This window comes from Bradyrhizobium sp. USDA 4473 (assembly GCF_054063335.1).
Genome location: NZ_JBSSGE010000001.1, coordinates 3,317,242 through 3,330,391, shown reverse-complemented (window position 1 = coordinate 3,330,391; position 13,150 = coordinate 3,317,242). Strand labels below are relative to the sequence as shown.

Annotated in this window: 12 protein-coding genes; 5 read left to right on the top strand and 7 right to left on the bottom strand. The window is 59.7% G+C overall.

Going from position 1 to position 13,150, the window contains the following annotated elements:
• Positions 1-514: 514 nt before the first annotated feature.
• Entirely contained in the window at positions 515-1,681 is a 1,167-nt protein-coding gene (locus ACVW17_RS15660) for an acyl-CoA dehydrogenase family protein (RefSeq protein ID WP_456797442.1), read from the top strand.
• A 333-nt stretch (positions 1,682-2,014) separates the two neighbouring features.
• On the opposite strand, the gene ACVW17_RS15655 is transcribed toward ACVW17_RS15660, so the two are convergent.
• Entirely contained in the window at positions 2,015-2,455 is a 441-nt protein-coding gene (locus tag ACVW17_RS15655) for a VirK family protein (RefSeq protein ID WP_456797441.1), read from the bottom strand.
• Positions 2,456-2,626: 171 nt separating this feature from the next.
• The gene (locus ACVW17_RS15650; protein ID WP_456797440.1) at positions 2,627-2,842 is read right to left on the bottom strand and encodes a hypothetical protein; all 216 of its coding nucleotides are present in this window, start codon (positions 2,840-2,842) and stop codon (positions 2,627-2,629) included.
• A 307-nt stretch (positions 2,843-3,149) separates the two neighbouring features.
• On the opposite strand from ACVW17_RS15650, the gene ACVW17_RS15645 reads away from it, so the two are divergent.
• The 4 genes from ACVW17_RS15645 (at position 3,150) to ACVW17_RS15630 (ending at position 9,026) form a co-directional block, all read left to right on the top strand.
• Complete coding sequence (locus tag ACVW17_RS15645; protein WP_456797439.1) at positions 3,150-4,118, top strand: hypothetical protein; 969 nt, start codon at positions 3,150-3,152, stop codon at positions 4,116-4,118.
• Between the two features lie 2,059 nt (positions 4,119-6,177).
• The gene (locus ACVW17_RS15640; RefSeq protein WP_456797438.1) at positions 6,178-6,867 is read left to right on the top strand and encodes a response regulator transcription factor; all 690 of its coding nucleotides are present in this window, start codon (positions 6,178-6,180) and stop codon (positions 6,865-6,867) included.
• A 28-nt stretch (positions 6,868-6,895) separates the two neighbouring features.
• Positions 6,896-8,350, top strand: coding sequence for a type II and III secretion system protein family protein (locus ACVW17_RS15635; RefSeq protein WP_456798962.1), 1,455 nt, complete (start codon positions 6,896-6,898; stop codon positions 8,348-8,350).
• A 10-nt stretch (positions 8,351-8,360) separates the two neighbouring features.
• Complete coding sequence (locus ACVW17_RS15630) at positions 8,361-9,026, top strand: CpaD family pilus assembly lipoprotein (RefSeq protein WP_456797437.1); 666 nt, start codon at positions 8,361-8,363, stop codon at positions 9,024-9,026.
• A 236-nt stretch (positions 9,027-9,262) separates the two neighbouring features.
• Here the strand turns inward: ACVW17_RS15630 and ACVW17_RS15625 are convergent, their stop codons facing one another.
• The 5 genes from ACVW17_RS15625 to sctQ are packed head-to-tail and all read right to left on the bottom strand — an operon-like array spanning position 9,263 to position 13,066.
• On the bottom strand, positions 9,263-10,300 hold the full coding sequence (locus tag ACVW17_RS15625; RefSeq protein ID WP_456752573.1) for an EscU/YscU/HrcU family type III secretion system export apparatus switch protein: 1,038 nt from the start codon (positions 10,298-10,300) through the stop codon (positions 9,263-9,265).
• Positions 10,297-11,118, bottom strand: coding sequence for a type III secretion system export apparatus subunit SctT (gene sctT / locus ACVW17_RS15620; protein ID WP_456797436.1), 822 nt, complete (start codon positions 11,116-11,118; stop codon positions 10,297-10,299). The genes ACVW17_RS15625 and sctT overlap by 4 nt, the downstream gene beginning before the upstream one ends.
• A gap of 10 nt (positions 11,119-11,128) precedes the next feature.
• Positions 11,129-11,404 (bottom strand): EscS/YscS/HrcS family type III secretion system export apparatus protein, encoded by a 276-nt coding sequence (locus tag ACVW17_RS15615; RefSeq protein WP_456752571.1) that lies wholly within the window; start codon positions 11,402-11,404, stop codon positions 11,129-11,131.
• Between the two features lie 2 nt (positions 11,405-11,406).
• The gene (gene sctR, locus ACVW17_RS15610) at positions 11,407-12,072 is read right to left on the bottom strand and encodes a type III secretion system export apparatus subunit SctR (RefSeq protein ID WP_456797435.1); all 666 of its coding nucleotides are present in this window, start codon (positions 12,070-12,072) and stop codon (positions 11,407-11,409) included.
• Positions 12,065-13,066, bottom strand: a complete 1,002-nt coding sequence (gene sctQ, locus ACVW17_RS15605; protein ID WP_456798961.1) for a type III secretion system cytoplasmic ring protein SctQ — start codon at positions 13,064-13,066, stop codon at positions 12,065-12,067. Before sctQ ends, sctR begins: the two co-directional genes overlap by 8 nt.
• Between the last annotated feature and the right edge of the window lie 84 nt (positions 13,067-13,150).

Sequence of the window (13,150 nt, the reverse complement as noted above, 5' to 3'; positions counted from 1 at the left end):
GCAATGACAGATTTTTCTGTCGGATCACTCGGACCTGCGAGGGGCGCAATTGGAATGGGCCGCAGTCGGGGCCTGCTTCCATTCTGCTCAGCCCGTCGTGTTCGTTTGACAACGTTCCATGCCTGAAGTCGGACATCGAGCCGCGAAGCTCAGCGTGCATCACCTTGTCTCGGTCTCTTCGGCAAAGGCGCCAGATGATATCTCACTGGCACGCCGATTGCTGGGGAGATGGCAGATGCGCTCCGCTCGTTTATGTCGCGGCAGGAGTTCGCGACGTGAGCGGCCGCACAGACGGCAACGAAGGTGACAGCATAGCCCCAAATTCGAGAAGACCATGACAAATCATGCGCTGCGGTCACCCGCGAAAATGTAATCTCGCAATGCAATCCTCCAGCCGTCTCATATGGTGCAATGATTACGCTCGAGGCGAATCCGACGCATTTGCGATGCGCCAGGAGATCCACTCTTCACCAATGGCGCGCAGTAGCCCCGGTATAGGCACCAAGGAGAATTTATGAACGCTCCTCCAGAGACGATCCCATCAGAAGCCGACGCCGAGCCTGTCGGTGGGGATAACCTCTCCTCGCTGCTCGCCGAGATCCGAAGTCGTCGAAACAAGTTCGCCGTCGCGCAAAAAATTCCAGACGACATAATCGACGGCTTTAAACGAGTTGGCGTCTATCGGGCTATGGTCGCCAAGCGCTTCGGCGGCGAGGAGAAAACGCCGGCCGAGTTTTGTCAGCTGATCGAGCGCATTTCCGAGGTGGATGGCTCGGCCGGTTGGGTCGCCAGCTTCGGCGATGGGGCTTGCAATCTCGCTGCTCTTCCGGACGAAACGCTCGCCAAAGTCTATGCGAATGGACCCGATGTGGTATTCGCGGCTGCCCTGTATCCCCTACGGGCCGCCAAGCGCAGTACCGGCGGATTTGTCGTGAACGGCGTGTGGCCATTTGCCAGCGGCTCGCCCGGGGCGGCTTTGATCGGCGTCGGCATCAAAGTGGAAGACGATCCCACCGGCGGACTTCCGCGTGTAGCCGTAGTGCCGGCCGAAAAGGTAACTATCCGCCCCAATTGGGACGTCATTGGGCTGCAGGGAACCGGCAGCCATGATCTGGTTATCGAAGATGTCGTCGTGCCGGAAGAATGGACCCTGATTCGCGGCGGCTCGCCGACACTCGACGGTCCGATCTACCGTTATCCGTCAGTAACGTTTGCAGCCCAGGCGCATGCGATCGTGGGCGTCGGCATCGCGCGCTCCGCACTGAACGAGGTGATCGCGATGAGCAGGAACCGCGCCTCGATCACCGGAGCGCCTGTGATGGGAGAGCGGGGCTACATCCAGCTAGAAGCGGCCAGAGCCGAGGCTATGCTGCGGTCCGCGCGGTCCTTCTTTTATGAGGCCACCGAGGAGCTGTGGAACGAAGCACTCGATGACGCGGTCAATCCGAACACCACGACGCTGATGCGGCTCGCGGCGACTAACGCCGCGCTCCAAAGCGCGGAGGTCTGTAAGATCGCGAGCCGTCTCGCCGGCACTGGCTCGCTGTACACGACGAGCAATCTGGCGCGCGCGATGTGCGACAGCTTCGTGGTTGCCCAGCATGCGGCTTTGAACGAGGGGACACTTCAGCGTGCGGGCCAGCTCCTGCTCGGGGGTGCAGCGCAGCCAGGCTTTCCATGACGTGGTTCGGGAGCATTTTCGCGCGAATTGCTGCGAGCAAAGGGCCAAGAGCCATCAAAGCGGCCAAAGCTTAGCGACGGTTTCTCCGCTCGCTCCGATCTCGCTATCTCCAGGACCGGAACGGAACCCGCTGTCGTCGGCGCGTATTCGCACGGTATCTTGAGCGACTGCAACAATTTTCGTGCAGCCAGATGAGCCTCGCGGAAAAGACGGCCAGAAGAAATCTGGCCGTCTTTCATGATCGATATGATCCGTGTCGTGGCATTGCAAAGATGCCCGCACGGTTAAAGGGTCGAGGTTTCGAAGCGCATCCCCGTCCCGGTGCTCTTTCGTTTACCAGACGAACTTTGCGCCATCCGGCAGTTCACAGATGAATTCGCCCTGGTTCACGAGTTCGGTGGTCCCGACCACAAGCTTTGAGGCGCGCACCGTGAGCTTACCTTCGCGGCTGAGGCTATGGCGAATGTATTCGGTCACCGCATGTCCGGAGCTGTCCACCGTTTGGTGCGCATTGGCGAAGCCGATGCCGTTCTGCGGGGTCACCCTGAATGCATTGATGACCAGACCGGCCTGTGTCGCCGAGGCCAGCTTGCCACCCTCCGCAGCAGCACAGCGGCCCATGTCCAGGATGAGCTTCACGTTTTTGCCGGCCTGGAGGGCATTGAGCACCTCGGTGTATTTCGGTGAGGGCTCATCGGCTCGCGCCATCGAGCTCACGCTGATGGCCGAAAGCAAAGAGAGCAGGATCGCCAGCCCTCTGCCAATAAATTTCATATGCTCTTCTCCCTCGATGAGTACCACAGATCACACGTGGGAAGACGCTGTGCTCGCAAGCCGTTTGGCGGGAACCAGACATCAAGCGCACGCGCGCCTGCGACAAAAACAACCTGTCGTAACCAGACGCAAGTGGTTGCGGCGACTATCCCTACCTCACAACCTCGTAGGTCAGGTTTGCCAAGGCGCCCTATCCTTGCGCGACACCGCTGGAACGATTTGATCCGTGGCGGCCGCTTGGAACCACAAACGGCAAGCGGTCCCGCCGATCCAATGGAGACCAATACGATTGGTGGGCACCACGATCTCGACGATGCGGTTCTCACATGCGCGTAAACGGACGATTTCCAGCTGCTTTTTGACCAGCCACATCGTCAACTCGTCCACGTTGATACTCTCGCAAGGCTCGCTGCCACCCAGACGACAGGCCCGCAATGAAGCGGATTAGGCGCCGCGCTGTGAAAAAGCTCTTCGAGACCCCGATCTCGCCTCGTCCATAATGGCGACCGCACAAGCAGCGCCGATTTATGATTCGTCGATTTGCGTCGCTTCCACCCGGCTCGGCTTCGCCTCACTGAACTACAATTCAGCCGGTGACGACAAACCGACACTGACTCATCGCCTGGTCCGTCAGCTTCTCGAAAGCTGCACCTGCAACAGTCCGCACTAATAGCCGGCACTCCAGGAGAGAGAGATGAATGTTGATCCACGGAATGCTGCAGACGCTCTCTTTGAGCTTCAGGACATGCCGCAGCAGCCACATCGGACGGACCGGCAACCAAATGAGTTGAGCGCACAAACCAGCGCACCGGCACACAGCTCCGAGGCTCAAGCAAGCTTTGAGCAGCAGCTGGATGATTTGGATCCAGATGAATTGAATCCGGTCCATCCTGCCTCCCTTCCGGCAAATAATACGACTGCTACGTCCTCGACCGCGCCGAACGAGAGGCCTCCGGAAACGGGTTCCTATCCAGCCACAACATTTGTCAGCGCGCGCGCTCAACTTGCCGCGACGCTGACAGGCGCCACGCTTGAAGCGCTCAGAAACGAGATCGATCTCGCCGTGCGTCAATCAGCACGTCGGTCGCCGACGACCGCAGCTTCCGTCGATCGGGACGTCGTATTCGAGGACGTGGCGGGGTCGTCATATGTCACGCTGCGACGTTTTCAGAACCAGGACAATGATTGCAAGCCGCGCGCGGAAGAAAACACGAGAGCAATCTCCCATATCCGTAACACGGCTCGGGATTATTCTTCCGTCGGAGATCCTCTGGAGCGATATACAATGGACCGGGCACGTCAGGCCGGATGGCATATGCGCGGAAAGACAGCAGAATCTCCTTTCGTGTCCCTGGTTGAGGATCCCGCAAAACTGGTTGTTTCGCGCGACCACTGGGCGAGAGCGATCGCCAACAATGCGAACATGCTGCACAGCTACACCGTCCCGAAGACCGCGGTCTGGACGCCCGACGACGTACTGAGCAGTATCGGGCTTGGAATGAACGTGGAGGACCAGGACAATATCGATGCGGATGTGGATCTGATGTGCTCGCTGGGCAGAACGCCAACCCGAGAGACCGAGCGATTGTTTCTAGGCGGCGACCTCGACGACTACCGGACGAACAGCGAGGCAAATCCGTACAAGCGCGACAGCGCTGATTAGGTACGTGCTAAGCGTCCCACGGCAGCGGTGTCTTCATTTCCAACCACAAAGGCATCTCCCATAAGGACAAGTTGAAGGACGCGCGCCAGCTTAACGAACAATAGCTTTAGCAGTTTGCGCATCAAGCTATCAAATGCCTCAATCGCCACCGTTATGAGGCGGACTCGACGCCCTGCAGCTTATCCAACTCGCTCTTCCAAGTGATTCTTTGGCGGTGCTCAATCGTGCCTTCGGCGATTGCTTGACATCGATCCAATCGCCGCAATCACATTCGTAGCCGAGCTCGCGGCTCGGGCCGGTGAAAAACCTGCCTTCACCCGTGGCCGGCTAAGCCCGACGCTGGAGGCGCATTCAACCAGAAGATGGCCGGACGCGACCGCATGGCCAGCGCACTAAAAGCTGCATCACCTATGGTATGGTAAGCCGCATCAAGCGCCGCGCCTATCCGCCGCTTAAATGTGTTCCATCAAAACAATTGATTTTTCCGATCCCGCCTGAAGCCCCCATAGTCGGCCGCAGTCTTTGGAGCAGCATTCAGGAACGTGGTGTGACAGTCGGCCCTCTCTTCAATCCATTGCCAGTCAATTCAACTTGGCAATCGCGCCTCTGCACCCACGACGTTAATTTCTGTGCATCAGGTCAGCCTATCTCGCAGCCGGCCATAGTCCGCCTGCCAATCGCCACGTGTGAGGCAACCAGGCAATCTCATACTCGCGCGCGTTGTGGCTTGCCTTGACGCGCACCGATGACGACCGGGCTCACGCAATCGCTACAGCTGAACTGCACATCGCAGAATTTGGAGAGGCGAAATGCTCACAACTTTCGAGAACACGAGAGCGACCGCGCCTCACAAGGCCATGACTGTGTTCAAGCTGCGTCGCGACCGAGGCAAGACGCACACAAGATGGAGGGTACTCGTAACGAACTGTTAAAGACACTTGATCCTCACCTGACGTCAGATTGTAGGATTTCCGACAGCTTCGCGACACCAAACCCGCGCGCGAACACTTCCTGACAGGTAGCAAGAATTGCGAACGTCTCTCAAACTCAACGACGCTCCGCTCCGCCCCATCGCGCGGATCGATCACGGCTGTGGGCGACGTGTTCTCCGCACCGTCTATGTGCAGAACCGGCAATCCAGCGGCACCTCTGTTGCGGCCCGGGCAGAATTTAGCGGCCGAGTAGAACTCGCATTCCGTTTGCCTTGGCCTGACCGAGCACCACGCAGCTCCAGATCCGCGCTTCGATTACTTTGCCATCGATCATCGCAAGTGAAGAGATGCGACTGGCGTAGCGATATCAACCAGATGGGCCTTCGCCCTGAAATACGGCAGTCCGGTCCGTCTCTCGTTCGCTACTTTCGGGGGGATCACGCATCGAAGCTGACCGAAAGTTGGGAGCGTCGGCGTCCTGCGTATCTATCACCGGCTGGGGAGAGGCTTTTTCAGTAGCCCAGAGGCCCATCATCGTTCGTTCATCGCGCAACGCGGCTCACGAGACATCGTCCAGACGCGTAGCGTGAAACTGTCTTCACGCGGAACAGCTTGCCTTGTCGGCGACACCACAGGCTCGACAGCATGGCAAGAACTGACCGCGGGACTGGGGAAAAGTGGGAGTTCCCAATGCCGCCTTCGCTAGACTATCCAGCCACGCCTCCATCCGCTCGCTCCTGCGCCCGGGTGTCGAGGTCGATTGCGCGGTCCAGCGCTATTGAGATCGAAGGCTGCTGTGCAGTCCGTGCAAACACGGAGGCGATCGACGCGCACATGCGTCAACCTGGGGCGACGGCTTTCGTCCCGGTGAATGATTTCGAAGGTCTTTCCGAGCCCAGGGGTCTGCTGGACATCGCCGATGACGCATTCAGTCCGCGACACCCGATCTCACCGCGCAACCCGATGACGGGGGACTCACTGGGATTGATCGCCCGCCACCGCGCTCTGCTTCTTCGCTGTCGAACTTTGCCGCTCACGACGAAGCCGACGTCGGTCAGCTTCATCGAACCTCTTGGCCGTCCGTGACGCGCTCAAGGTCTCCGCGTGGATGGACGAGAGGCGATGAAATGCGAATTCTCCTGGTTGATCATCATCCGGACTTTTCCCGTGCGGTGAAGGAAGCGCTCCTCGATTGCGGGTTCGCCGTCGACGTGACACCCACGCTGGACGAGGCCTCGGCCGCGCTGGACTGCGCCAACTACCACATTCTCCTGCTCGAATTGGTTCTGCCCGATGGAGACGGCATGGACTGGCTGAAGCAGCTCCGGCGCGAGGGACGTTCAATGCCGGCCATCATGATGAGCAGTCTCAACGATCTCGGCCTGCGGATTGCGGTTTTCAACGCGGGTGCCGATGATTTCCTCCCCAAACCCGTGTCGACCGAAGAACTCATCGCGCGCATGCGAGCCATTTTGCGGCGGTCAACGCAAATGACAGCGCCGGTCGTGACATTCGGCAATCTGCATTTCGATCCGATCGCGAGGCAAGTCGCGGTCGGCGGTCAGATACTGAGGATTGCCCGCCGGGAGGTGTGCATTCTCGAACATTTGCTCAACCGTGCCGGCCGCACCGTGCCGCGCGCATCCCTGGAGGATAGCCTTTATGCGTTCGACGACGAGGTCTCGACCAATGCGCTGGAGGTCGGGATCTATCGCTTGCGCACCCATTTGAGTCAATCGGGTGCGACGCTCAGGATCAAGACCGCGCGCGGCGTGGGTTACACCCTTGAACTCATCAGCGCAGCATCGGCCGCCTAACCAACTCGAACTCGAAAGCAACGCCCCCTTGAATGTCCTTGACAATGCTGCCCGCGCTGATGAGCCGTCGCCGGTCGTCGGGGCGACGCGCTCTGCCGTTTTGCCTGGCCTCTGCTACGTCCTGTGCGGACTTGCTCTGCTATTTCCCCTTGCGGCAGCGGCTCAAACAAAGCGGGATGGCAAGGGAGAACCGCCGCGTAGCGCGCCTGGCAGCGCCACCGGTACGCTCAGCCTGACTTCCTCGCAGGGCAAGACAGTTCATCTAACCGCCCCGGCCGCGAGCATCTTTGTTGCCGACCCGACTATTGCTGATTATCAAGCACCGTCGAACATGACGATCTTCGTGTTCGGCAAGAAAGCCGGACGGACCAGCCTGTTCGCCCTCAATGAGGCTGGAGAAGCTCTCGCCGAGCTGCGCGTTGTCGTCACACAGCCGATCGAGGATCTGCGCGCCGCGCTGAAAGCTGAGGTCGGCGACTATCCGATCCAGGTCAGCTACACCCCGCGCGGAGCGATCTTAAGCGGTACCGCGCCCAATGCCGAGGTCGTCGAGACAGCCAAAAAGGTCACCGAGCAGTTTCTCGGGGCGGGTGCGCTCGTCGTCAACAAGATCCAGGTGGCCGGCTCGCTGCAGGTGAATCTTAGCGTACGGGTCGCAGAAGTGTCCCGCAGCGCCGTCAAGGATCTCAATATCCACTTCACGGCCTCCAGCCCAAACGGCGCTTTCCTTATCAGCGGCAAGGATGGCGGATCCGCCGCAGCGAACGGCGGCGGCACGATCGGCATCGGGCTCAGCGCGGGCAATACCAACCTGAGCGCTGTTCTCGATGCGCTCGCCAGCGAGCATCTCGCCTCGATCCTGGCCGAACCGAACCTGACGGCGATGTCCGGCGAGTCCGCGAGTTTCCTGGCCGGCGGCGAATTCCCCATTCCTGTAATGCAGGATAATCGGCAGGTTTCGGTCCAATTCCGCCAATTCGGCGTGAGCCTCGAATTTGTCCCGACAGTGCTCAACAATAATCAGATCAATGTCCGTGTGAAGCCCGAAGTCAGCGAACTGACGAGCGAAGGCCAAGTCAAGATCAATGGCATGGAAGTCCCTGCGCTTTCGACGCGGCGAGCCAGCACCGTGGTCGAGCTCGCCAGCGGTCAGAGCTTTGCGATCGGCGGACTGATCAGGCGCAATTTCAACAACGACATTGGCGAGTTTCCCTGGCTCGGCGACGTGCCGATCCTCGGCGCGCTGTTTCGCTCCTCATCCTTTCAAAAGCGCGAAACCGAGTTGGTCATTATCGTCACGCCGTACATCGTGCGGCCCGGATCGAACCCCAGTCGGATGAGTACGCCGAGCGACCGCATCTCACCCTCTTCAGACGCGGGCCGCGTTTTGACGAACACTCTGGCGCGGCCGCCGAAGGATCGCGATGCGCCCCGCGCCAGCGTACCGGGATTGACCGGCAGCGCCGGCTTTATCATCGAATGAGGATCATCAAATGACCTTGCGACGTCTGTGCCATTTGATCGTGATGGCGGCAACATTAGGGGGATGCGCAAATACCGCTTCGGTCCATCCTGGTCCAGCTGAGCAAGCGATCCAGGTGGAGCAGAAGAGCAATGTCTTGTTCCTGCAGAGCCTTCGTGGCTCCGAAAGGCATCGGCTGCGGAGTTTCATTGCGAGTGCTAGTGGCGGCCGGCGGGACGCACTCCATGTCGATGTCACCGGCTCACCCCGGCTCATTGCACAGGTGGCCCACCAGGCCCGTGCCATGGGCGTTGCCCCTTATAACATCCGCCTGTCCGCCTCCCCGCTCGATCTGCCCGCCCGTTTCGGGGTGCGGATCGAGGCGATCACCTTTGAAGCTCATCCTCCTGTCTGTCCGTCGCTTTCCATCGTCGGGCCCGCGGTAAACGATAATTCGTTCGACCCCACGCTCGGCTGCTCGACCCGAAGCAATCTGGCGGTCATGGTCAACGATCCGCTCGACCTGCTGGACAATCGATCTGTGACGACAAGCAATGGCGATCGCGCCGCCATTCCGGTTGCCAGCTATGGCAGCTTTGCCCAGGGCAATAAGAGCAACGGAGAAGGCGGACAGAGCAACAGGGCCGCGCCGGAGGCCCAGGCGGCCGGAACGGGGGACACACAGCCTCCTCAATGAGGGGCGCTGCAATCGCAAGCGCCGGATCGAAATGAGCTCGCGTTTTTCATTCGGCGGAACCGGAACGGAACTCTGGGCTCTTGTTCTGGCACGTTTTCTTCACGCGAACCGGTACCGACTTCGCGCGAAAGCACTCCAGATCATGATGCGCTGTCACGGAATCGCGTCATGCTCTCATCTCTATGTTTGGGAATGAACTTTCGTAAAGACCCGTTTCCACTCTTGCGGGCCATGCTCTACACCAGCCCGGCAGCGTAGAGTGCTTTTGCAATCGACTCGAAATATTGCGACGGAACCGGCTTGCCGAGTTTTGCTTTGCCGAGCAGTTGACTCGCCAGGACCTCGTCATCCACAATCTTGAGCCGCAGCGCGCGTGCCTCGCCAAGCAACTTTAGTGCAGCTTCGCCCTCGCCGCGGCAGACCACGACCGGCACGCCGGTTTCGCCGCGAACATAGCGCAGCCCAATCAGGATTGTGGACCCGCTTAGTATTAAGTTGGCGCGACCGACGCCAAGCGGAGCCTCGTTCGCCGACTCCTGGCGCAGCCGGCGGTGTTCACGCTTCACCTGCGGATTGCCTTGTTGTTCCTTGTTCTCCCGCTTGGCCTCGGTTTCGGTCATGCGCATCTCCTGCATGAACAACCAGCGCTGGATCAATAGGTCGGCCAACCCGCCGACGAGAAACGCCCCGGCAGCAATCCCGGCCAGCAGCTTGACCTCGGTGAAGACTATTCCGACACAGCCCATGCCGCAGACCGGCAAATACACCAGCGCCTTCCAGCTTGCGGTCACGGTAAGGAAAAAGCACGTCCCTAGGAGAACCACCTTAACCAGCGTCTTGCCAAGCTCGACCGCCGAACGTTTCGATGCCAGCCGCGTCAAGCCCTTGATCGGATCCAGCTTTTCAAGCTTCGGTTTGATCGGCTCCAAAGCGAACATGAAACCGCCATTGGCTAGAACATTTGCCAGAAGAGCTGCTGCGACGGCAGCCGCGAGCAAAGGACCGATCGCTGCCATCGAAAGTTCCAGCAAGCCGTTGAGCGCCTGCGGAACTGCGCTCGTGAAGGGTTGCTCCTGCAGTTTGTCGATCAGCCGGACCGTTTCATGCCACTTGTCTTCGATCGCACCCGCTCTCCACCACAGACAGGAAAAGCCAGCGCAGGCGCTGACCCCGCTCACCAGGTCGGAGCTGCGCGCGCTCTGGCCTTTCTTGCGCGCATCGCGCAGCTTCTTGGGGCTCGGGGGAAGCTTCTTCTCCTCGCTCGTGCCGCTCATTTCAAGAGCTTCTTGAAGTACTCGAGCACGTTGTTCGACGTGAGGATTTCAGCTCCCGCGTATTCGAGGAGATAGACGGTATAGCTGACCATGATGACGCCGAAGGCAACATTCTTGATCGTGGGCGAAATATCGTTCAGCTTAAGCTGCGATGCAAAGCGGCCGAGTATCATGACCGCCACGTCGATCAGCAGCAGCAGGGCCAGCACCGGCCCGGCGACCAATAGCGTGGTCAGCATGATATGATCGAGAAGACTGAGGCTTTCCATCGCCCCTTGCGCCGTCACCCGAGGCAGGAACTGATACACGGGCCAGATCAGATAGCTGCCATAAAGACTGCTCACCATGGTTTGGAGGCCGCCGACCAGAACGAAGATCGTGACCGCAGTGACTCCGAGAAAAAGCCCGGTTCCCGACGCCTGACTGTGCGTCGCAGGATCTTCGGCTGCGACCTGGTTGGAGATTCCTCGTTGCGTATCGATGATGTCGCCGACTGCCTGGATGCTCCATAGGGGAATACTGAGCAGGATACCGAGCAGAAGGCCGACGAACACCTCCTTCAAACCGAGCATGGTGACGCTGACCAGACGCGTGTTCGGGTCTAGCGCCTCCAGGCCGAGCTTGATCTGCGCCAGACACGGTAGCCCGATCGCGATCGTCAGACTTCCGCGGATCAGACCGCTGATGCGCGGCCTGGTGAAGACGGGAAGCACAAGCATGATGCCCAAGGCGCGGGCCGCGCTCAGACCAGTCGCTGCGATAAATTCGATTCCGCCCTGGACGAAAGCGTGTGCATCTGTAGGTGACAGGCCGGCCATCCAAGCCCTGCTAGTATCTTGCGGTGAGTGCAGGAAACTCGCTGAAAATGCGTTCGGCCTGCTCGATGAGCGGAGCGCTGAGCACCGGAGAGAATCCGGCGAGTACGGCGACGACGACCAGAAGCTTCACCGTCAGCGGCAAGGTTTGATCCTGGAGCTGGGTTGCCGCCTGGATGAGGCCGATGATCAATCCCGAGATCAGGGCTGCCAGGAGCGGCGGCAGCACCCAGATCATGAAAAGTACAAGCGATTCGCTCAGGTACATGAGGATGCTGGCTTCGTTCATTATCAACCTCCCGGCGTCGTGTAGCTCAAAACCAGCCCGTGCATGAGACGTGACCAGCCGTCGATGGTAACGAACAAAAAGAGCTTGAAGGGGACAGATATCACCGTGGGCGACACCATCGACATCCCCATGGCCATCAAAATCGTCGTGACGATCAGGTCGATGGTGATAAAGGGAAGATAAAGAAGAAAGCCGATTTCGAAGCCGCGCTTGAGCTCCGAGATCAGGAACGACGGCACGAGAATCACAAGATCATCAGTTGTGGCGCTGCCGCGCATCTCCTCCGACCAGACATGTTCGGTCGATGACAGGAAAAACCGGCGCTGCTCTTCATTGGTGAACTTCTTCAGATGCGCGCGCAACGGCTCTTGCCCCTCCTTGGCGGCCGTCACCCAGTCATCAAACGTTTGGTACCGAAGTTGCGGATCCGCCAGGCGGTTGTAGGTCTGCTCAAACACCGGCGCGCTGATGAAGACGGTCAGGATCAGTGCCGCCCCATACAGGACGATGTTGGGCGGTATCGATTGAGTCCCGAGCGCGTTGCGCACCAGGAAAAGCACGACGGAGACCTTTATGAAGGCGGTCGTCGTCACGACGGCGAAGGCGAGCAGGCCGAGGCCGGCCGTGACCGCCAAAAGCGCGAGGATGCTGGGTTGAATCTCAGTCATTGACCGCCAGCCTGCCGCGTAACCTGACGGCAAGTTCGTCGCCGACCCGCACGATATCGCCACGCCCGATGCGCTGTCCGTTGGCAAGGATATCGACCGGGCCGTCAAGCGATCGGCCGAGTTCGAACACGTGGCCTTCATTGATGCTCCGCAAGGTTCCAATCGGCATCGGCCAACGGCCGCATTCGAATACGAGTGTGATCTCGAGGCTGTCGATATCGGCCTCGGAGGGGAGTTGCTGCGCTTGGGGTTGTGTCGTCATGTGTCCACTTTTCAACGGGTGAGATTGCGAGCGGAATGGTCCCCGCAGGACCAGTCGCTCGCCGGAAACCTCCGCAGGGGCCCACAATGTGCCGGCAGTGACGATGATCTGGCCGCGAGCACGGTAAATTGCGTCCGGCAGCAGCGCGTCGCCTTGCTGGGCCTGGCGAACAAGGCCGATCGTGATGCGGAGCGAGCCAACCTCGCCTGCAACGATCACAGGGAGTTCAGGGCGGAGGCTAGGCACCTGTCGCGGCAATCGACCAAGCAATTCGCCTAGGATGCCGAACGCTGGCGGAACCGAACCTTCAAGAGACGAGAATAGGAGCAGGCGAACCTTGCTGGTGAGCGGACCATAGGCGACATCGAATTCGAGGAATGGACCTGGCTTCGCCGCTTCATCGGTACGGAGAAGCTGCAAATGGCGCTGCGTCAGTTGCTCCAGGGAAGAGAGCAACGGATCTAGCGCGAGTTCAAGGACCAGCGAACGCGTCGGCTCGGAAGGTAAAGTCAGGCCATTCTGCACGGTCGCAATCAGCGCTTCGGCAAGCGGTCTGGGCACGGACAGGACGAGCGTTTCTCCGCCGGCGTCAAAGACGCAGTCAAGCATCGATGTCTCAGGTGGCTCGGCCTGCCAGACGAGCCGGTCCATTCGCAGCGACAGCGGCTGATCGCCGAGACGGCTTTGCAGAGGTCCGCGGAAAGCTGCGATCTCGTTGAGCCACGAGACCACGGCACGAGATAGGGCCAGCTGTGGTCTGAATGGTACGGGTCCGCCCAGCCTCGGTGTCGCAGGCGGCGCCTGCCCATCGCAGCA

Excerpts from the sequence above, each read along its gene's own strand:
- ACVW17_RS15660 (WP_456797442.1), top strand. The coding sequence starts at position 515 with ATGAACGCTCCTCCAGAGACGATCCCATCAGAAGCCGACGCCGAGCCT.
- sctR (WP_456797435.1), bottom strand. The coding sequence starts at position 12,072 with ATGACTGAGATTCAACCCAGCATCCTCGCGCTTTTGGCGGTCACGGCC.
- ACVW17_RS15640 (WP_456797438.1), top strand. The coding sequence starts at position 6,178 with ATGCGAATTCTCCTGGTTGATCATCATCCGGACTTTTCCCGTGCGGTG.
- sctT (WP_456797436.1), bottom strand. The coding sequence starts at position 11,118 with ATGGCCGGCCTGTCACCTACAGATGCACACGCTTTCGTCCAGGGCGGA.
- ACVW17_RS15630 (WP_456797437.1), top strand. The coding sequence starts at position 8,361 with ATGACCTTGCGACGTCTGTGCCATTTGATCGTGATGGCGGCAACATTA.
- ACVW17_RS15655 (WP_456797441.1), bottom strand. The coding sequence starts at position 2,455 with ATGAAATTTATTGGCAGAGGGCTGGCGATCCTGCTCTCTTTGCTTTCG.
- ACVW17_RS15645 (WP_456797439.1), top strand. The coding sequence starts at position 3,150 with ATGAATGTTGATCCACGGAATGCTGCAGACGCTCTCTTTGAGCTTCAG.
- ACVW17_RS15625 (WP_456752573.1), bottom strand. The coding sequence starts at position 10,300 with ATGAGCGGCACGAGCGAGGAGAAGAAGCTTCCCCCGAGCCCCAAGAAG.
- ACVW17_RS15615 (WP_456752571.1), bottom strand. The coding sequence starts at position 11,404 with ATGAACGAAGCCAGCATCCTCATGTACCTGAGCGAATCGCTTGTACTT.